Raw genomic sequence first — 16,980 nt, 5'->3', positions numbered from 1 at the left:
TGACCCATGCACGACGCCCCATCGGTGAGTTATCCGGTGGGCCGTTCGCGCAACGCTGATCGGTTGCTCTCGATCATCTGGGCCTGCGGCGCGTGCTGCGCGGCCGCAGCGTGCTATCGGCTCGACGACCCGGATTGGCGGATCGGGCTGCTGGCGCTCAGCGTCGTCGGGGCCGGCGCTGCGGCATGGCGGAGCACGCTGCGACGCACCGCGTTCACGGAACTGAGCTTCGACGGCCGGCATTGGTCGCTTGCGGACTCTGCGGGGTTGCGAGCGGGGGTGAAAGTCGCCCTGGATTTCCAATTTTCGCTGCTCCTGTGCCTGACCGAAGCGCGTCGTGTGCGACGCTGGGTCTGGCTCGACCGGAGCACTCTGCCGGAGCGCTGGCAGGATCTGCGCCGTGCGGTATATTCGCGCGCCCCGCTGGCCGGCCCGGTTGCCGAGTCCCGGCAGCCAGCGGCATCCGGCTCGCACCATCCTCTTTCATGACAGCCTCTCCACCGCCCGTGCCGCCCGACACCGGCTTGACCGATGCGCCCCCTGCAGAGGTGAGGCCCGGGGAGGTCGACTTTCAACTGGTCCAGCGCACGATCGCAGGCGATCAGAAGGCTTTCGAACTGCTCGTCATCAAATACCAGCGCCGGATCGAACGGCTCATCGGCCGCATGGTGCGCGACGTGAACCTGGTAGAGGACATCGCGCAGGAGACCTTCATCCGCGCCTACCGCGCCCTGCACCAGTTCAGGGGCGAGGCGCAGTTTTACACCTGGCTCTACCGCATCGCCGTCAATACCGCCAAGAAGGCCCTGGTGGACATGAAACGCGATCCGACCGTTTCTGAGAGCGCATTGCGTTCGTCTTCTGAGGACGAGGATGAAACTTACCGGCCCGGAAACGAACCAATCAGCGACGAGACGCCCGAATCCGTCATGGCCGCCAACGAAATCGCGGCCGCCGTCGAAGCTGCAATGGAAGCACTACCGGCCGAGCTGCGGCAGGCGGTGACCCTGCGCGAGATCGAAGGCATGAGCTACGAAGAGATCGCCGAGGTGATGAATTGTCCGATCGGTACCGTACGCTCGCGGATTTTCCGGGCCCGCGAAGCTATTTCGGCAAGGGTCAAGCCGCTGCTGGACAACCAGTCCGGCAAGCGTTGGTAAGCAGGTGAATGAAATGAAGCACACAAGCACAGTCCATGAACAGATTTCCGCGCTGGCCGACGGCCATCTGCGGGACGACGAGTTCGCACAGGTGATCGAGAAGGTCTGCACGGACGACGATCTGCGCGCGACCTGGCATACCTATCATCTGGTCGGGGAAGTGTTGCGTTCCGGCGTGCACTCCGCCTGCAGCGATACCTCGGTGTTCCTGTCGCGGCTCCAGCAGCGGCTGGCGGCCGAGCCGTCCGCCCCGATGCTGGCGCCCGAGGTGGTAAAGCCCGTCGTGCACCATGTCGAGGCCGCCAACGAACCGGTGTTCCGATGGAAGCTCGTGGCCGGTGCGGCATCGCTGGCGGCTGCAGCGGCCATCGGTTGGAACTGGATTGGGAGCACCGGCCCGCAGCCGGCCGCTGCGCAACTGGCGCAACAGCAAGGCTCGAGTTCGGTGCTCGCTGCGTCGAATTCTTCGCAGCAGACGCCCTCCAACCTCGCGCCGATGCGGGTCATCGTCGGAAATGGCAATCCGCAGGTCATGCTGCGTGATCCGCGGCTGGATCAGTTGCTCGAAGCGCACCAGCAAGCGGGCGGTGCCTCGCAGATGCCTTCCGGCTTCCTGCGCAACGCCACCTTCGATGGGCCATCGCGTTGATCACGCGTCCGCAGCCCTTGCAATGACCGTTCCGATGCTGATTTCCGCGCGTGGTGCTGTGGTTCTCATTGCCGCGCTTTGCGCGGCACAGGCCGTGATGGCTCAGAACCGGACGCCCTTGCCGTCAGTGAAGAGTTCGGTCAGCCCAGCCGGCGGCGAGACGCCGACCTTGGGCGTGGTCGAATGGTTGCAGCGTATGCATGCCGCTTCGCGGCAGCGTTCTTACGTCGGAACTTTCGTTGTATCGGCACCCGCCGGCAGTCTGTCGAGTGCCCGCATCTGGCATGTGTGCGAGGGTGACCTCCAGATGGAGCGCATTGAGGCCTTGTCTGGGCCGCCGCGCTCGACCTTCAGGCGCAACGACCACGTGATGACCTTTCTGCCTGAGACGAAGGTCGTGAAGAGCGAGAAGCGCGAAAACCTCGAGCTGTTCCCGAACCTGCTCGGTACCCCCGACTCCTCCATCGGCGACCTCTACGGTGCACGCGTGCTGGGCAAGGACCGCGTCGCGGGCTTCGATGCCGACGTGGTGCAGTTGGAGCCGCGCGACGGGCTGCGTTTCGGCTACCGCGTCTGGAGCGAGCGCCGATCGGGCTTGGTGGTGAAGCTGCAGACCATCGACGGTGAGAACCGCGTAATCGAACAGTCCGCATTTTCCGAACTTCAGCTCGACCCGCCGGTCAAAGCGCAAGCCCTTGCACAGATGATGGGCAGCACCGCGGGTTATCGCGTAGAGAAATCCGAGCTCGAGCGCACCACGGCCACGAAAGAGGGGTGGTCGCTGCGCGCGCCCATCGCCGGCTTCAAGCCGGTCAGCTGCTATCGGCGTCCCGCGGGGGTTGCAGGAAGCGCTGCGCAGGGGCACACGATGCAGTGGACTTTTTCCGATGGCCTTGCGTCGGTCTCGCTGTTCGTCGAGCCTTACGACGCGCAGCGCCAGCCGCGGGAAGTCCTGCTGGCGCTCGGCGCCACCTACACGCTGACGCGCCGGCTGCCGGGCAAGGATGGCGACTGGTGGCTGACTGCCGTCGGAGAAGTGCCGCCGCAAACGCTCGATGCGTTTGCGCAAAGTCTTGTTCGCGCACGTTGAGTCGCCATATTGATCGTTGTTGTTTACAGGTCTCTCAAACGAAGGAAACCGATGATGTTCAAGTTCGAGAAGAACAAAATCCGTTCATTCCTGATGGCCGGCGTGCTTGCGCTGGCCTCCGGCGCTGCGCTGCTGCCCGTCGCGCCCGCGCATGCGCAAGCCCGTGTTCTCCCGGATTTCACCGATCTGGTCGATCAGGTCGGACCTTCGGTGGTCAATATCCGGACCGTCGAAAAGGTGACGCAGCGCAGCGGCAACGCCGATATGGACGAGGAGATGCAGGAATTCTTCCGCCGCTTCTTCGGCCAGCCGATGCCGAACATTCCGCGCCAGGGGCCGCGTCCGAACCGGCCCCAGCAGCCTCAGGAAGAAGAGCGCCCGCGCGGCGTGGGTTCCGGCTTCATCCTGACGACCGACGGTTTCGTCATGACCAACGCGCACGTCGTTGATGGCGCATCCGAGGTGCTGGTGACGCTTGTCGACAAGCGCGAATTCAAGGCCAGGCTGATCGGCGCGGACAAGCGCACCGACGTTGCGGTCGTGAAGATCGAGGCAACCGGTCTGCCGGCGGTGAAGGTTGGTGACATCTCCAGGCTGCGCGTCGGCGAATGGGTGATGGCCATCGGTTCGCCCTTCGGTCTCGAGAACACCGTGACTGCGGGCATCGTGAGCGCCAAGCAGCGCGACACCGGCGATTATTTGCCTTTCATCCAGACGGACGTCGCCATCAACCCCGGCAACTCGGGCGGCCCGTTGATCAACATGCGCGGTGAAGTGGTCGGGATCAACAGCCAAATCTACTCGCGCTCGGGCGGCTTCATGGGCATCTCGTTCTCGATCCCGATCGACGAAGCGATCCGCGTAAGCGACCAGCTGCGCGCGAACGGCCGCGTTTCGCGCGGACGCATCGGCGTGCAGATCGACCAGGTCACGAAGGACGTGGCCGAATCCATCGGCCTTGGGAAGGCGCAGGGTGCCTTGGTGCGCGGGGTCGAGGCCGGCTCGCCGGGCGAGAAGGCCGGCATCGAGCCGGGCGACATCATCACCAAGTTCGACGGCAAGGCCATCGAGAAGCCCAGCGATCTGCCGCGCCTCGTGGGCAATACCAAGCCCGGCACCAAGAGTTCGCTCACCGTGTTCCGTCGCGGCAATTCGCGCGATCTCGCCGTGACGATCGCGGAGATCGAGCCCGACAAGCCCGTCAAGCGGGCGGCCGAAAAAGAGGAGCCCGCAGCCAAGCCGCAGGCATCTGCCGCCGCCAAGTCCATGGGGCTCGCGGTCAGCGACCTCACCGAGGCGCAGAAGAAGGAGCTCAAACTCAAAGGCGGCGTGAAGATCGACACCGCCACCGACGCGGCCACGCGGGCTGGTCTGCGCGAGGGAGATATCGTGCTGGCCATCAACAACACCGAGGTGGCCAACGCCAAGGAGTTCGAAGCCGCACTGGTGAAGGCAGACAAGACCAAGCCGGTCAGCGTGCTGTTCCGCCGCGGCGACTGGGCGCAATATGCCTTGATCCGGCCTTCACGCTGATCTGGCGCTTGGCGTCAAGTGGCCCCACCCGGCACTCGGGTTTGGGGCTTTTTTTCGGCCGCTTTCGCATTCTGGCAACCGCCGAAACAAAATTTTTTTGGCACCTCGAGGCCCTTAAATTAGTTTGCGTTTACTAACTTATAAGGAGGCTAATGATGATTTTCAGTAGAATACGGCCTCATCGGCCAGAGGTCGACGCATAAGCCGGACAGGCTTCTTCACGATGCGAGATTCCTCTCGGCCGTCCACCGATGCTCCACAGATCGCCCACAAGTTGTTAAGAAATCGATCCACCGATTCTGTGGATAAGTTGTTTATAAGTTCCATGTTGCTGACCTGCAACGACCGTTCCGGGGCCTTGGCCTGTCTGTACGCGCCCCCCTTTTTGCCTACAATGAAGTTCCAACTACTGCAGTTGCCATTGCTTGTTGGTTCAGGGCGCGTCTCTTGCGGACGCGCCCTTTTTTCTTGCCTGTCGCCTTCTGCGCACGAGCCAATTCAAGTACTTAAGCGTTCCCGTTGATGAATCACATCAGAAACTTTTCGATCATTGCGCACATCGATCATGGCAAGTCAACGCTTGCAGACCGCTTGATCCAGCGCTGCGGCGGGCTCGCCGAACGCGAGATGGAGGCGCAAGTGCTCGACTCGATGGACATCGAGAAGGAGCGTGGGATAACCATCAAGGCACAGACCGCCGCATTGCACTACAAGGCGCGCGATGGGCAGGTCTACAACCTCAATCTGATCGACACGCCGGGCCATGTCGACTTCTCTTATGAAGTGAGCCGCTCGCTGTCGGCATGCGAAGGCGCACTGCTCGTCGTCGACGCGAGCCAGGGCGTCGAAGCGCAGACCGTTGCCAACTGCTACACCGCGCTCGATCTCGGCGTCGAGGTGGTGCCGGTGCTCAACAAGATGGATCTGCCACAGGCTGATCCCGACAACGCGAAATCCGAAATCGAAGACGTGATCGGCATCGATGCGACCGATGCGATCCCGTGCTCGGCGAAGACCGGCATGGGCATCGACGAGATTCTCGAAGCCATCGTGGCCAAGGTGCCGGCGCCGCGAGGCAACCCCGACGCAGCATTGCGGGCGATGATCGTCGACAGTTGGTTCGACGCGTATGTGGGCGTCGTGATGCTCGTGCGCGTGGTCGACGGTCGCCTCGCGAAAGGCGAACGCATCAAGATGATGGCGTCGGGTGCGACCTACAACGCCGACAACCTCGGCGTGTTCACTCCGGCGACCGAAGTTCGCCAATCGCTCGAAGCGGGCGAGGTGGGCTTCATCATCGCCGGCATCAAGGAGTTGCAGGCGGCGAAGGTGGGCGACACGGTCACGCTGATCAAGGCCGGGACGGGCGGCGCGGCCGCCACGGCCACCGAGGCCTTGCCCGGCTTCAAGGAAATCCAGCCGCAGGTGTTCGCCGGCCTCTACCCGACGGAAGCCAGCGAGTACGACTCGCTGCGCGACGCGCTCGAGAAGCTCAAGCTCAACGATTCCTCGCTGCACTACGAGCCGGAGGTATCGCAGGCGCTGGGCTTCGGCTTCCGTTGCGGCTTTCTCGGCCTGCTGCACATGGAGATCGTGCAGGAGCGGCTCGAGCGCGAGTTCGACCAGGACCTCATCACGACCGCGCCCAGCGTGGTCTACCAGGTCATGAAGAACGACGGCGAAGTGATCATGGTCGAGAACCCGTCCAAGATGCCCGACGTCGGCAAGATGTCGGAGATCCGCGAGCCGATCGTCACCGTGCATCTGTACATGCCGCAGGAGTACGTCGGCGCCGTGATGACGCTGGCCAACCAGAAGCGCGGCGTCCAGATGAACATGGCCTACCACGGCCGGCAGGTCATGTTGACCTACGAGATGCCGCTCGGCGAGATCGTGCTGGACTTCTTCGACAAGCTGAAGTCGGTCAGCCGGGGCTACGCGTCGATGGACTACGAGTTCAAGGAATACCGCGCCTCGGATGTCGTGAAGGTCGACATCCTGCTCAACGGCGAGAAGGTCGATGCGCTGTCGATCATCGTGCACCGCAGCCAGAGCCAGTACCGCGGCCGGGCGGTCGTTTCCAAGATGCGCGAGATCATCAGCCGCCAGATGTTCGACGTCGCGATCCAGGCCGCCATCGGGGCCAACATCATCGCGCGTGAGACAATCAAGGCGCTGCGCAAGAACGTGCTTGCCAAGTGCTACGGCGGCGATATCACCCGCAAGAAGAAGCTGCTCGAGAAGCAGAAAGCGGGCAAAAAAAGAATGAAGCAGATCGGCTCGGTCGAGGTCCCGCAAGAGGCCTTCCTCGCCATCCTGCAAGTCGAAGACTAAGAAGAATGGCATTCCTCACCTCCCTGATCCTCGCGGCTTTCGTCGGCTATATCGGTGCCTGGTACTTCGGCGCGGTCGAAGGCAACTTTGCGCTGCTGCTGTTCCTGGCCACCGTCGTCACCGGCCTCTACTGGCTGGCGGAGCGCTTCTATTTCCTGCCGAAGCGCCGGCAGGCAGCCGATGCGCTGGATGCATCGCTGGCCCAGCGCCGCGAAGAGCTGGCTCGCCAGGGCATCACGCAGGTCGACACCGTGGACACCAAGGCACGCGAGCGTCTGGTCATGCAGCCGTGGTGGCTCGACTGGACCGCGGGCCTGTTCCCGGTGATCCTGGCCGTGTTCCTGCTGCGTTCCTTCCTGTTCGAACCCTTCAAGATTCCTTCGGGCTCGATGATGCCGACCCTGCTCACCGGCGACCTGATCCTGGTGAACAAGTTCACCTACGGCCTGCGGCTGCCGGTCATCAACACCAAGATGACCGACGGCACGCCGCCGGCGCGCGGTGACGTGATGGTGTTCCGCTACCCGCCCAAGCCGAGCATGGACTACATCAAGCGCGTGATCGGCGTGCCCGGCGACGAGGTGGCCTACCTCAATAAGAAGCTCACCATCAATGGCCAGCCGGTCAACAAGCAGCCGGTGCCCGACTATTTCGACGAGGAGGCGATGCGCTACCTCAAGCAGTATTCCGAGAACCTGGGCGGCAAGGAGCACAGGCTGCTCAACGACGACACTCGACGCGCGGGACTCTCGGAGGTCGAGATCATGGCGTTCCCGAATCAGGAAAATTGCCGCTACAGTGTCGAGGGCGTGGTGTGCAAGGTGCCCGCGGGCCAGTATTTCATGATGGGCGACAACCGCGACAATTCGCTCGACTCGCGCTATTGGGGTTTCGTTCCGGACAAGAACATCGTGGGCAAGGCCTTCTTCGTCTGGATGAATTTCGGCAATCTCAAGCGCATCGGCGGATTCCAATAATCGAGCTTTTCATTCGAGGGATAGAGGGCATGAGAGCAAGAAGTCAATCCAAACGGGGTCAGCGCGGCATCTCGTTCATCGGGCTGCTGTTCGTCGCGGGCGTGCTGGCCTGCCTGGGCGTGGTTGCCGCGCAGGTGATCCCGACCCTGATCGAATACCAGGCGATCGACAAGGCCGCCAACAAGGCCAAGGAAGGCACGACAGTGCCCGAAGTCCGTGCCATCTTCGATCGTGCGCAGGCCATCGACGACTTCAAATCGGTCACCGGCAAGGACCTCGACGTGCAGAAGGTCGGCGACAAGGTCGTGGTGTCTTATTCCTACGAGCGCGAAATTCATCTGTTTGGCCCGGCTTTCCTGCTGCTGAAATACAAGGGCCAGTCCCGCTAGGATGAAACGCCCCCACGCCCACGCCCACGCCGGCCCGGCGTCGACCGCACTGTGAACGAAGGTGGTCTTGCCGCGTTGCAGGCGCGCCTCCAGCATTCGTTCTCGGACGCGCGGCTGCTCCAGCTTGCGCTGACGCATCGCAGCTTTTCGGCCGACCACAACGAGCGGCTCGAGTTCCTGGGCGATTCGGTGCTGAACCTGGCCGTCGCCCACCTTCTCTACGAGCGCCTGTCGGAATTGCCCGAAGGCGATCTCTCCCGCGTGCGGGCCAACCTGGTCAAGCAGGAGACGCTGCACCAACTGGCGCTCAAGCTCGCGCTGTCCCCCCTGCTGCGGCTCGGCGAGGGCGAGGCGCGCTCGGGTGGCCCGAACCGGCCCTCGATCCTGGCCGACGCGCTCGAGGCCCTGATCGGCGCCGTCTACCTCGACGCCGGCTATGGCCCGGCGCAGGCGCTGGTGCGCCGGCTCTACGAATCGGTGGCGATCACGCCGCGCATGGAGGCGGTGGCCAAGGACCCGAAGACCGAATTGCAGGAATGGCTGCAGGGTCAGAAAATGAAGCTGCCGGTCTATCGCGTGGTCGGCACGCTGGGCGCGGCGCACAAACAGACTTTCGATGTCGAATGCGCGGTGCCCGATCTGGGCCTCAGCGAACGCGGCATCGGCGGCTCGCGCCGCGCCGGTGAGCAGGCCGCCGCGGCGGCCATGTTGATCCGGCTCAAGGCGCGCGGCGCGGCAAAGGCACCCCAATGAACGACCCCATCGATTCCCTCACCATACCCCCCGCGGAGGGCGAGGACGCCGCGGGGCCGAATCCTTCGCAGCGCTGCGGCCTGGTGGCCATCGTCGGCAAGCCCAACGTCGGCAAGTCGACCTTGCTGAACGCGCTGGTTGGCCAGAAGATCAGCATCACCTCGCGCAAGGCGCAGACCACGCGCCACCGCATCACCGGCATGCGCACGCTGGGGTCGACGCAGTTCGTCTTCGTCGATACGCCTGGCTTCCAGACGCTGCACGCCAACGCGCTCAATCGGTCCCTCAACAAGACGGTGGTGGGCGCGGTGTCGGACGTGGACCTGATCCTGTTCGTGGTGGAAGCCGGCAGCTTCACGCCGGCCGACGAACGCGTGCTCAAGCTGCTCGGCGCCGGCATTCCGACGGTGCTGATCGCCAACAAGCTCGACAACGTGCATCGCCGGGGCGACATCGCGCCTTGGTTGCAGACGATGCAGCAGAAACACGCCTTCGCCGAGTTCGTCCCCATGTCGGCCAAGAACCCGAAGGACATCGAGCGCCTGTTCGGCATTTGCGAAAAGTACCTGCCCGAGCAGGCTTGGTGGTATGCCGAAGACGAACTCACCGATCGCAGCGAACGCTTCCTCGCGAGCGAGCTGGTGCGCGAAAAGCTGTTCCGCCTCACCGGCGACGAGCTGCCCTACACCTCGACCGTCGTGATCGACAAGTTCGAGGAAGAGCCGCCTGCGCGCAAGGGCCAGAAGCGCCTGCTGCGGATCGCCGCCACGATCGTCGTCGAGCGCGACGGCCACAAGGCGATGGTGATCGGCGACAAGGGCGAACGCATCAAGCGCATCGGCACCGAGACGCGGCAGGAGCTCGAGAAGCTGGCGGATGCCAAGGTGTTCCTGGAACTCTGGGTCAAGGTGCGTTCCGGGTGGGCGGACGACGAGGCTCGCGTCCGCTCCTTCGGCTACGAGTGAGTCATCCGTTGGCCAGCGTGGGAGGCTGAGATGGCCGCCGCGCACCGCATTTCGCACGAGCCGGCCTACGTGCTCCACCGCTACGACTGGAGCGAGTCCAGCCTGATCCTCGAGGTCTTCACCCGCCATCACGGCCGCATCGCGCTGGTGGCGAAAGGCGCCAAGCGGCCCAGTTCCAACTTTCGCCCGGTGCTGCTGCCGCTGCAGCCGCTGCAGCTTTCCTACGGCGGCGACGCCGAGATCCGCACGCTCAAGGCCGCCGAATGGATGGGCGGCCACGTGATGCCGACCGGCGAGGCCCTGCTGTCGGGCTACTACCTCAACGAGCTCCTGCTGCGCTTGCTGGCCCGGGACGACGCGCACGAGGCGCTGTTCGACGCCTATGCCGGTGCGGTGCAGGTGCTGGCGGGCGACCATGCGGACGCCCAGGCCGCCACCCAGGCGGCGGCGCTGCGCGCCTTCGAGCTTCTGCTGCTGCGCGAGGTCGGACTGCTGCCGGCGCTCGATGCCCAGACCCTCACGCTGGCGCCGCTGCAGGCCGAGATGCGCTACACCCTGGTGCCCGAAGCGGGCCTGCGCCAGGCTGCCGACGACGAAGCCGCGTTGAGCGGCGCCGAATGGCAGGCCTTGGAGCGCGCGCTCGGGGACCGAGCGCCGTTCCCCGCCACGCTGCGCCTGGTCGCCCTGATGAACGCCGGCACCAACAGTGCCTTGCGCAACCAGCTGCGCACGCTGCTCAACTACCATTGCGGCGTGAGCATGCTGCGCACGCGCCAGATGATGAGAGATTTGCAAGCCCTATGAGCACTTCCCTGTCGATCAATCTCAACAAGGTTGCGCTGGTGCGCAACACCCGGCATCTCGGGATCCCGAGCGTGCTCTTCGCCGCTGCGCTGTGCCTGGACGCCGGCGCGCACGGCATCACCGTGCACCCCAGGCCGGACGAACGCCACATCCGCCCGCGGGACGTGCATGACCTCTCGGGGCTGCTGGCCAAGGACTGGCCGCAGGCCGAGTTCAACATCGAGGGCAACCCTTTCCACAACCTGATGGATTTCGTGCGCGAGCTGCGCCCGCACCAGGCCACTTTCGTGCCCGACAGCGAAACCCAGTCGACCAGCGACCACGGCTGGAATTTTCCTTACGACGCCGAGCGACTGCGCCCACTGATCGCCGAAACCAAGGCGCTGGGCGTTCGCGTGAGCCTGTTCATGGATCCGGAGCCCGACATGATGGCGGCGGCCAAGGCGGCCGGCGCCGATCGCATCGAGCTCTACACCGAAGGCTATGCCTCCTCGCGCGGCACTTCCAGGGCGGATGCCGTGCTGCAACTCTACGTGCAGGCGGCGCGCGCCGCGCAGGCCGCCGGTCTCGAAGTCAACGCCGGTCACGACCTGAGCCGGGACAACCTCACGGAATTCCTGCGGGCCGTGCCCAACGTGCGCGAGGTCTCGATTGGCCATGCCTTCGTTTCTGACGCCTTAGAGCTCGGCTACGCCGCGGCCACCAAGGACTATCTGCGCTGCATCCAAGAGGCTACGTAAATGGGCCCCCACGCTCGTCACTTCGTGTACTCGCTGCCCCCCGAGGGGGCGCTCAGCACCCTTCGGGCGGCCGGGCGGGTGCTGAAATGATTTACGGCATCGGCACCGACATCTGCGACATCCGCCGCATCGAGGCGACCTTCGAGCGCCAGGGCGAGCGTTTCGCGCAGCGTGTGCTGAGCGACGCCGAGCTCGAAGTCTGGCGCGCGCGCAGCGCCCGCTGGCCGAAGCGCGGATTGCGCTACCTGGCCACGCGCTTTTCCGCCAAGGAGGCTTTCAGCAAGGCCATCGGCAAGGGCATGCGCATGCCGATGAGCTGGCGGCTGTGCGAGATCGCGAACCAGCGCAGCGGCAAGCCCGTGATCGTGCTCCACGGCGTGCTGAAGGAGTGGTTCGAGGCCGAGCATCTGATGGCGCACGTGACCGTGACCGACGAGACCGACTACGCGGCGAGCTTCGTCGTGGTCGAACGCAAGAAATGACGGCCAACAACGTACTGCATGCCCCGCTGATCATCGACGTCGCGGGCACCGAACTGAACGCGGCCGATCGCCGCCGTCTTGCGCATCCGCTGGTGGGCGGCGTGATCCATTTCGCACGCAACTGGCAGGACCGCGCACAGATGAGCGCCCTCAATGCCGAGATCAAGGCACTCCGGCCCGACATCCTCATTTGCGTCGATCACGAGGGCGGCCGCGTGCAGCGCTTTCGCAGCGACGGCTTCACGCGGCTGCCGTCCATGCGCGTGCTGGGGGAACTTTGGCTGAGCGAACCCTTGCGCGCCGCCCAGGTTGCGGTCGCCTGCGGCCATGTGCTTGCGGGCGAGCTCCGCGCCTGCGGCGTCGACTTCAGTTTCACGCCCGTGCTCGATCTGGATTACGGCGAAAGCAGCGTGATCGGCGATCGCAGCTTCCATCGCGATCCGCGCGTCGTCGCGCTGCTCGCGCGAAGCCTGGCGCATGGACTTTTGCAAGCGGGCATGGCCAATTGCGGCAAGCATTTCCCCGGCCATGGTTTCGTCAAGGCCGACTCGCATGTCGCGATTCCAATAGACCGGCGCAGCCTCAAGGCCATCCTGGCCGACGACGCACGACCCTATGACTGGTTGAACGGCACGCTCGGGGCGGTGATGCCGGCGCACGTGATCTACCCCAAGGTCGATGCCCGGCCCGCAGGTTTTTCGTCGAAATGGCTGCAGCAGATCCTGCGCGCCAAGCTGGGGTTCGATGGCGCCGTGTTCAGCGACGACCTCAGCATGGAGGCCGCACGTCATATCGAGGGCGAGCTGCTGAGCTACACCGAAGCGGCGCTCGCTGCGCTCGAGGCCGGCTGCGACCTCGCGCTGCTGTGCAATCAGAGCGTGGGCGAGAGCACGGTGCTCGACGAAGTGCTCGATGGCTTCGCCGCTGCCCGACGCAGCGGCCGCTGGCAGCCGGATGCGGCCAGCGAGGCGCGCCGGCGCAGCCTCCTGCCACGTGCACCGGCGCTCGATTGGGGCGCGCTCATGCAGTCGCCGGCCTACCGGCGCGCCGCGGCGATGCTTCCGCGTCCCTAGACTTCGGGCGACCAGAGCCGCTGGCCACCGCTTTCGAGGTGCGTCAGATAGAGGCGCAGGTCGAACTCGAGTTGGTGATAGTCCGGCTCCATGTGGGCGCAGAGCTGATAGAAGGCCTTGTCATGCTCGCGCTCCTTCAGGTGTGCCAGCTCGTGCACGACGATCATGCGCAGCCATTCGATCGGCACCTCCTTGAACAGGCTCGCAACCCGGATCTCGCGCTTTGCCTTGAGCTTGCTGCCCTGCACGCGCGAGATGGTCGTGTGGGTGCCGAGCGCGTTGCGGATCACGTGCAGCTTGTTGTCGAAAGCCACCTTGGACAGCGGTTCGGCATTGCGCAGAAACTCGTTCTTGAGGCCGCTCACGTAGTCGTAGAGCGCGCGGTCGGTGCGGATATCGTGCACGCCGCCGTAGCGCTTCAGCAGCAAGTCGCCGAGCCTGCCCTGTGCGATGAGATGCTCGACCTGGGCGCGCAGGTCTGCGGGGTAGGCGGAAAGGTATTTCATGCAGCGGCGTAGGCCAGCCCGGCGGCCACGCCACCGAACAGATCGCCTTCGATGATCTTCGTGCCCGGGAACGCGTGTCGCAGCGCGCTCTGGAACGGGCTCAGCGCCGATGACCCGCCCGTCAGATAGATGGCGTCGAGCGTGTCGCCCGTCGCGCCGCCTTGCTTCACGCATTCGCGCGCGCAGGAAACCACGTTGTCGAGCAGCGCTGCCAGGTGCCCGGCCATGCCGTTCGCCGTGAGGGCAGCGCCCAGATCCACCTCCGCGAAGGACAGATCGATGGCCACGTCGTCGTTCGTCGTGGACGTTCGAATCTTGGCTTCTTCCACCTCGCTGGCGATGCGATGCCCTTGCCGGTCCACCAGCACGCTCATGAGCCGGTCGTGCAGCTGCGTGTCGAGGTAGTTGATGCGCAACTCCTGAACCTGCCGGATCGCCTTCGGCGCATAGAGCCAGTTGATCAGGTGCCAGGAAGACAAGTCGAAGAAGGTCCTGCTCGGCACTTCGCGGCCTTGCGGGCCGATGTGCCGGAAACCGAAATGCGGCATCACGCATTCGACGCTGAGCCGCTGGTCGAAATCGGTGCCGCCGATGTGCACGCCCGTGGTGGCCAGCACGTCGCTGGAGCGATCTGCCTTCGCCATGCGTTCGGGACCGAGACGCACCACCGTGAAGTCGGAGGTGCCACCGCCGATGTCGACGATCAGCACCAGCGATTCACGGGTGACGCGCCGCTCGTAATCGAAAGCGGCCGCGATCGGTTCGTACTGAAATCCGACTTCGCCCAGACCGGCGCTTTGCGCGGCTCGGCGCAGCGTGGCCTCCGCCTCGCGGTCGCGCGCGGCATCGTCGTCGACGAAATGCACCGGCCGACCGATCACGACCCGTGCAGGCTCGACGCCGAGCTGCCGCTGGGCGCGCGTCGCAAGTTCCGACAGGAAGAGCGCGATGATTTCCTCGAAGCTGACCCGCTGGTTGTCGATCTCGGTCTGATCCTGCATCAGGGAGCTGCCGAGCAGGCTCTTCAGCGAGCGCATCAAGCGGCCTTCGGTGCCGGCGAGGTAGAGCGAAATCGCTTCGCGCCCGAAATGCGTGCTGCGGTCTTCGGTATTGAAGAAGACGGCCGTCGGGATCGTCGTCGCCGACCCTTCCACCGGCAGCATGCGGGCAAGTCCGCTTCCCGCCACGCAGGCGACCGCGGAATTGGATGTGCCGAAGTCGATGCCGATGACGGGCGCAGGCGTCTTCAAGATTCCCGGCGCAAGGCAGGAAACAGGATGACGTCGCGGATGCTCGGCGAGTCGGTCAGGAGCATCATCAGGCGGTCGATGCCGATGCCGCAGCCGCCGGTGGGCGGCATGCCGTATTCCAGCGCGCGCACGAAGTCGTGGTCGTAGAACATCGCCTCGTCGTCGCCGCTGTCCTTGGCCGTGACCTGCGCATTGAAGCGAGCGGCCTGGTCTTCTGCGTCGTTGAGCTCGCTGAAGCCGTTGCCGAATTCGCGGCCCGTGATGTAGAGCTCGAAGCGCTCCGTCACCTCGGGGCGCTCGTCGTTGGCGCGCGCCAGTGGCGAGATCTCTGTCGGGTGCTCCATGATGAAGGTCGGCTGCCAGAGCTTTTCTTCCACGGTCTCCTCGAAGTACATCACCTGCAGGCTCGCCAGGCTGCGCTGCGAGAGCTTGTCCTTCTCTTCGGTCAGGCCGAGCTTGCGCAGCGCGTTGACCAGCCAGGCGGCGGCGTCGACGTTCGCGCCCGCCTCCGTGTGCTTCAGGATCGCCTCGCGGATCGTGAGCCGCTCGAAGGGTTGGCTCAGGTCGACCGGCTTGCCCTGGTACTCGAGCTCGAGCTTGCCCACGGTCTTCTGCGCGATCGTGCGGATCAGCGTTTCGGTGAAGTCCATCAGGTCGCGGTAGTTCCAGTAGGCCGCGTAGAACTCCATCATCGTGAACTCGGGGTTGTGCCGCACCGAGATGCCTTCGTTGCGATAGCTCCGGTTGATCTCGAACACGCGCTCGAAGCCGCCGACGATCAGCCGCTTCAGGTAGAGCTCGGGCGCGATGCGCAGGAACATCTCCTGATCGAGCGCGTTGTGGTGCGTCTTGAAGGGCTTGGCGTTGGCGCCGCCCGGGATCGGGTGCAGCATCGGCGTCTCGACCTCGAGGAAGTCGTTGGCCACCATGAATTCGCGCAGCGCGCTCACAGCGCGGCTGCGCGCCGCGAAGCGCTCGCGTGCCGTCTCGTCGGTGATCAGGTCGACGTAGCGCTGGCGGTACTTCTGCTCCTGGTCGGCCATGCCGTGGAACTTGTCGGGCAGCGGCCGCAGGCTCTTGGTCAGCAGGCGCAGCTTCGTGACCTTGACCGAGAGCTCGCCGGTGCGGGTCTTGAAGGCCGAGCCTTCGGCGCCGACGATGTCGCCCAGGTCCCAGTGCTTGAATTCGGCGTAGGCCTCCTCGCCGACGGCGTCGCGCGTGATGTAGAGCTGGATGCGGCCGGTCGCGTCCTGCACGGTCGCGAAGCTGGCCTTGCCCATCACCCGCTTGAGCATCATGCGGCCCGCCACGCTGACAGCGACCGGCGTGGCTTCGAGCACCTCGGCGGCCGTTTCGCCATGCGTTGCAACGAGCGCGGCTGCGCGATCGGCGGGCTTGAAGTCGTTCGGGAACGCGACCCCCCTGCCTTCGGCCTGCGCGGCGCGCAGCGCCTTCAGCTTTTCGCGCCGTTCGGCGATGAGCTGGTTGTCGTCGGTGGCAGGGGCGGGAACGGGGGAGGTCGGAGCGTCGGACATGGAAGAGGAATAGTGGCGCGGGCGGCTGCGCGCGCAACCCGCCATTTTAGCCGGCCGACCCTCGCCCTCGCGCTATGGAATGAAGAGCGGACTACTTGGTGATGCCGGTGCGCGCGAGCAGGTCGCTGACCAGTTCCAGCCGCATGAGCGGGCTGTCGAGCTCCATCAGGCGCTGCTTGAGTTCCGGCTGTACCGGCAGCAGCTCGCACCAGCGGTTGGCCACCCAGCCGCAATCGTCGAAGCGGTAGGGCGGCGTGATCGGCAGCCGGACGTTCTCGTTGCCCTCCATGCGGCGCCGCTCCTCCAGCGTCTGGACCAGGCGGCGCAGCGCTTCGGCCGTCGGCTGCAAGTCCTCGGGGACAGCGAGCGCAACGTCATCGGACACCGCCTCGACATCGGCCGTCCACAGCCCGTGCTTGTGGAGCTCGCTGGAAAGCACGCGAAAGCGGTGCGTGCCCACGCATTCGATCTGCATCAGGCCGGCCTGGGGCGCGTCGAATTCCCGGATGACGGCGAGCGTGCCGAGCGTGGCGAAGCTTTCGGCTTCTGCGCCCGCCCTGCGAACCTCCGAGCCCTGCGTGAGGCTGACCACGCCGAAGGGGGCGCCTGCCTTGTGGCACTTGCCGATCATGTCGAGATAGCGCACCTCGAAGATGCGCAACGGCAAGAGGCCGCCGGGGAACAGCACCGTAGCGAGGGGAAAGAGGGGAAGCGAATGCAGAAGGGGTTGAGTCGTCATC

The 16,980-nt window shown here is 64.9% G+C and carries 18 protein-coding genes; 14 read left to right on the top strand and 4 right to left on the bottom strand.

Translation table 11 applies throughout. The features are described from left to right. Nucleotides 1–6: 6 nt before the first annotated feature. From BLS74_RS12855 to nagZ, 14 genes are all read left to right on the top strand, one after another. Nucleotides 7–489: a hypothetical protein gene (locus BLS74_RS12855; protein WP_093106596.1), complete on the top strand. Its 483-nt coding sequence runs from the start codon at nt 7–9 to the stop codon at nt 487–489. After that, nucleotides 486–1,160, top strand: coding sequence for an RNA polymerase sigma factor RpoE (rpoE, locus tag BLS74_RS12850; protein ID WP_093106594.1), 675 nt, complete (start codon nt 486–488; stop codon nt 1,158–1,160). Before BLS74_RS12855 ends, rpoE begins: the two co-directional genes overlap by 4 nt. 13 nt (nt 1,161–1,173) lie before the next feature. Beyond that, the gene (locus BLS74_RS12845; protein ID WP_093106592.1) at nt 1,174–1,809 is read left to right on the top strand and encodes a sigma-E factor negative regulatory protein; all 636 of its coding nucleotides are present in this window, start codon (nt 1,174–1,176) and stop codon (nt 1,807–1,809) included. Between the two features lie 22 nt (nt 1,810–1,831). Further along, nucleotides 1,832–2,899, top strand: coding sequence for a MucB/RseB C-terminal domain-containing protein (locus BLS74_RS12840; RefSeq protein WP_093106589.1), 1,068 nt, complete (start codon nt 1,832–1,834; stop codon nt 2,897–2,899). 51 nt (nt 2,900–2,950) lie between these two features. Beyond that, the gene (locus BLS74_RS12835) at nt 2,951–4,432 is read left to right on the top strand and encodes a DegQ family serine endoprotease (protein ID WP_093106587.1); all 1,482 of its coding nucleotides are present in this window, start codon (nt 2,951–2,953) and stop codon (nt 4,430–4,432) included. A gap of 522 nt (nt 4,433–4,954) precedes the next feature. Further along, nucleotides 4,955–6,766 (top strand): translation elongation factor 4, encoded by a 1,812-nt coding sequence (gene lepA / locus BLS74_RS12830; protein WP_093106585.1) that lies wholly within the window; start codon nt 4,955–4,957, stop codon nt 6,764–6,766. A 5-nt stretch (nt 6,767–6,771) separates the two neighbouring features. Further along, nucleotides 6,772–7,743: a signal peptidase I gene (lepB, locus tag BLS74_RS12825; protein ID WP_093106582.1), complete on the top strand. Its 972-nt coding sequence runs from the start codon at nt 6,772–6,774 to the stop codon at nt 7,741–7,743. 29 nt (nt 7,744–7,772) lie between these two features. Continuing rightward, on the top strand, nt 7,773–8,132 hold the full coding sequence (locus tag BLS74_RS12820) for a DUF4845 domain-containing protein (RefSeq protein WP_093106579.1): 360 nt from the start codon (nt 7,773–7,775) through the stop codon (nt 8,130–8,132). Between the two features lie 51 nt (nt 8,133–8,183). Then, nucleotides 8,184–8,885 carry a ribonuclease III gene (gene rnc / locus BLS74_RS12815; RefSeq protein ID WP_093106576.1) on the top strand — a complete coding sequence of 234 codons (702 nt, stop codon included), beginning with the start codon at nt 8,184–8,186 and terminating at the stop codon, nt 8,883–8,885. Then, entirely contained in the window at nt 8,882–9,850 is a 969-nt protein-coding gene (gene era, locus BLS74_RS12810) for a GTPase Era (protein ID WP_093106573.1), read from the top strand. Before rnc ends, era begins: the two co-directional genes overlap by 4 nt. A gap of 30 nt (nt 9,851–9,880) precedes the next feature. Further along, nucleotides 9,881–10,654: a DNA repair protein RecO gene (recO, locus tag BLS74_RS12805; protein WP_093106569.1), complete on the top strand. Its 774-nt coding sequence runs from the start codon at nt 9,881–9,883 to the stop codon at nt 10,652–10,654. Then, nucleotides 10,651–11,394 (top strand): pyridoxine 5'-phosphate synthase, encoded by a 744-nt coding sequence (locus BLS74_RS12800; protein ID WP_093106566.1) that lies wholly within the window; start codon nt 10,651–10,653, stop codon nt 11,392–11,394. The genes recO and BLS74_RS12800 overlap by 4 nt, the downstream gene beginning before the upstream one ends. An 86-nt stretch (nt 11,395–11,480) precedes the next feature. Then, nucleotides 11,481–11,876, top strand: coding sequence for a holo-ACP synthase (gene acpS / locus BLS74_RS12795; protein ID WP_093106564.1), 396 nt, complete (start codon nt 11,481–11,483; stop codon nt 11,874–11,876). Next, on the top strand, nt 11,873–12,949 hold the full coding sequence (nagZ, locus tag BLS74_RS12790) for a beta-N-acetylhexosaminidase (RefSeq protein WP_093106561.1): 1,077 nt from the start codon (nt 11,873–11,875) through the stop codon (nt 12,947–12,949). Before acpS ends, nagZ begins: the two co-directional genes overlap by 4 nt. Here nagZ and BLS74_RS12785 read toward each other — a convergent pair. The 4 genes from BLS74_RS12785 to BLS74_RS12770 all read right to left on the bottom strand — a co-directional run bounded on the left by BLS74_RS12785 (nt 12,946) and on the right by BLS74_RS12770 (nt 16,979). Beyond that, nucleotides 12,946–13,455, bottom strand: coding sequence for a M48 metallopeptidase family protein (locus BLS74_RS12785; protein ID WP_093106559.1), 510 nt, complete (start codon nt 13,453–13,455; stop codon nt 12,946–12,948). The genes nagZ and BLS74_RS12785 overlap by 4 nt on opposite strands. Then, on the bottom strand, nt 13,452–14,705 hold the full coding sequence (locus tag BLS74_RS12780) for an Hsp70 family protein (protein WP_093106556.1): 1,254 nt from the start codon (nt 14,703–14,705) through the stop codon (nt 13,452–13,454). The genes BLS74_RS12785 and BLS74_RS12780 overlap by 4 nt, the downstream gene beginning before the upstream one ends. After that, the gene (gene lysS, locus BLS74_RS12775; RefSeq protein ID WP_093106554.1) at nt 14,702–16,240 is read right to left on the bottom strand and encodes a lysine--tRNA ligase; all 1,539 of its coding nucleotides are present in this window, start codon (nt 16,238–16,240) and stop codon (nt 14,702–14,704) included. Before lysS ends, BLS74_RS12780 begins: the two co-directional genes overlap by 4 nt. Before the next feature lie 91 nt (nt 16,241–16,331). Further along, nucleotides 16,332–16,979 carry an LON peptidase substrate-binding domain-containing protein gene (locus tag BLS74_RS12770; RefSeq protein ID WP_244503855.1) on the bottom strand — a complete coding sequence of 216 codons (648 nt, stop codon included), beginning with the start codon at nt 16,977–16,979 and terminating at the stop codon, nt 16,332–16,334. Nucleotide 16,980: the final 1 nt, after the last annotated feature.

The sequence above is a fragment of the Variovorax sp. CF079 genome (assembly GCF_900101545.1).
In the GTDB taxonomy this organism is placed as follows: Bacteria; Pseudomonadota; Gammaproteobacteria; order Burkholderiales; family Burkholderiaceae_C; genus Variovorax.
This window is presented reverse-complemented; position numbering and strand designations above follow the sequence as displayed.

Excerpts from the sequence above, each read along its gene's own strand:
- BLS74_RS12855 (WP_093106596.1), top strand. The coding sequence starts at position 7 with ATGCACGACGCCCCATCGGTGAGTTATCCGGTGGGCCGTTCGCGCAAC.
- rpoE (WP_093106594.1), top strand. The coding sequence starts at position 486 with ATGACAGCCTCTCCACCGCCCGTGCCGCCCGACACCGGCTTGACCGAT.
- BLS74_RS12845 (WP_093106592.1), top strand. The coding sequence starts at position 1,174 with ATGAAGCACACAAGCACAGTCCATGAACAGATTTCCGCGCTGGCCGAC.
- BLS74_RS12840 (WP_093106589.1), top strand. The coding sequence starts at position 1,832 with ATGACCGTTCCGATGCTGATTTCCGCGCGTGGTGCTGTGGTTCTCATT.
- BLS74_RS12835 (WP_093106587.1), top strand. The coding sequence starts at position 2,951 with ATGATGTTCAAGTTCGAGAAGAACAAAATCCGTTCATTCCTGATGGCC.
- lepA (WP_093106585.1), top strand. The coding sequence starts at position 4,955 with ATGAATCACATCAGAAACTTTTCGATCATTGCGCACATCGATCATGGC.
- lepB (WP_093106582.1), top strand. The coding sequence starts at position 6,772 with ATGGCATTCCTCACCTCCCTGATCCTCGCGGCTTTCGTCGGCTATATC.
- BLS74_RS12820 (WP_093106579.1), top strand. The coding sequence starts at position 7,773 with ATGAGAGCAAGAAGTCAATCCAAACGGGGTCAGCGCGGCATCTCGTTC.
- era (WP_093106573.1), top strand. The coding sequence starts at position 8,882 with ATGAACGACCCCATCGATTCCCTCACCATACCCCCCGCGGAGGGCGAG.
- recO (WP_093106569.1), top strand. The coding sequence starts at position 9,881 with ATGGCCGCCGCGCACCGCATTTCGCACGAGCCGGCCTACGTGCTCCAC.
- BLS74_RS12800 (WP_093106566.1), top strand. The coding sequence starts at position 10,651 with ATGAGCACTTCCCTGTCGATCAATCTCAACAAGGTTGCGCTGGTGCGC.
- acpS (WP_093106564.1), top strand. The coding sequence starts at position 11,481 with ATGATTTACGGCATCGGCACCGACATCTGCGACATCCGCCGCATCGAG.
- nagZ (WP_093106561.1), top strand. The coding sequence starts at position 11,873 with ATGACGGCCAACAACGTACTGCATGCCCCGCTGATCATCGACGTCGCG.
- BLS74_RS12785 (WP_093106559.1), bottom strand. The coding sequence starts at position 13,455 with ATGAAATACCTTTCCGCCTACCCCGCAGACCTGCGCGCCCAGGTCGAG.
- lysS (WP_093106554.1), bottom strand. The coding sequence starts at position 16,240 with ATGTCCGACGCTCCGACCTCCCCCGTTCCCGCCCCTGCCACCGACGAC.
- BLS74_RS12770 (WP_244503855.1), bottom strand. The coding sequence starts at position 16,979 with ATGACGACTCAACCCCTTCTGCATTCGCTTCCCCTCTTTCCCCTCGCT.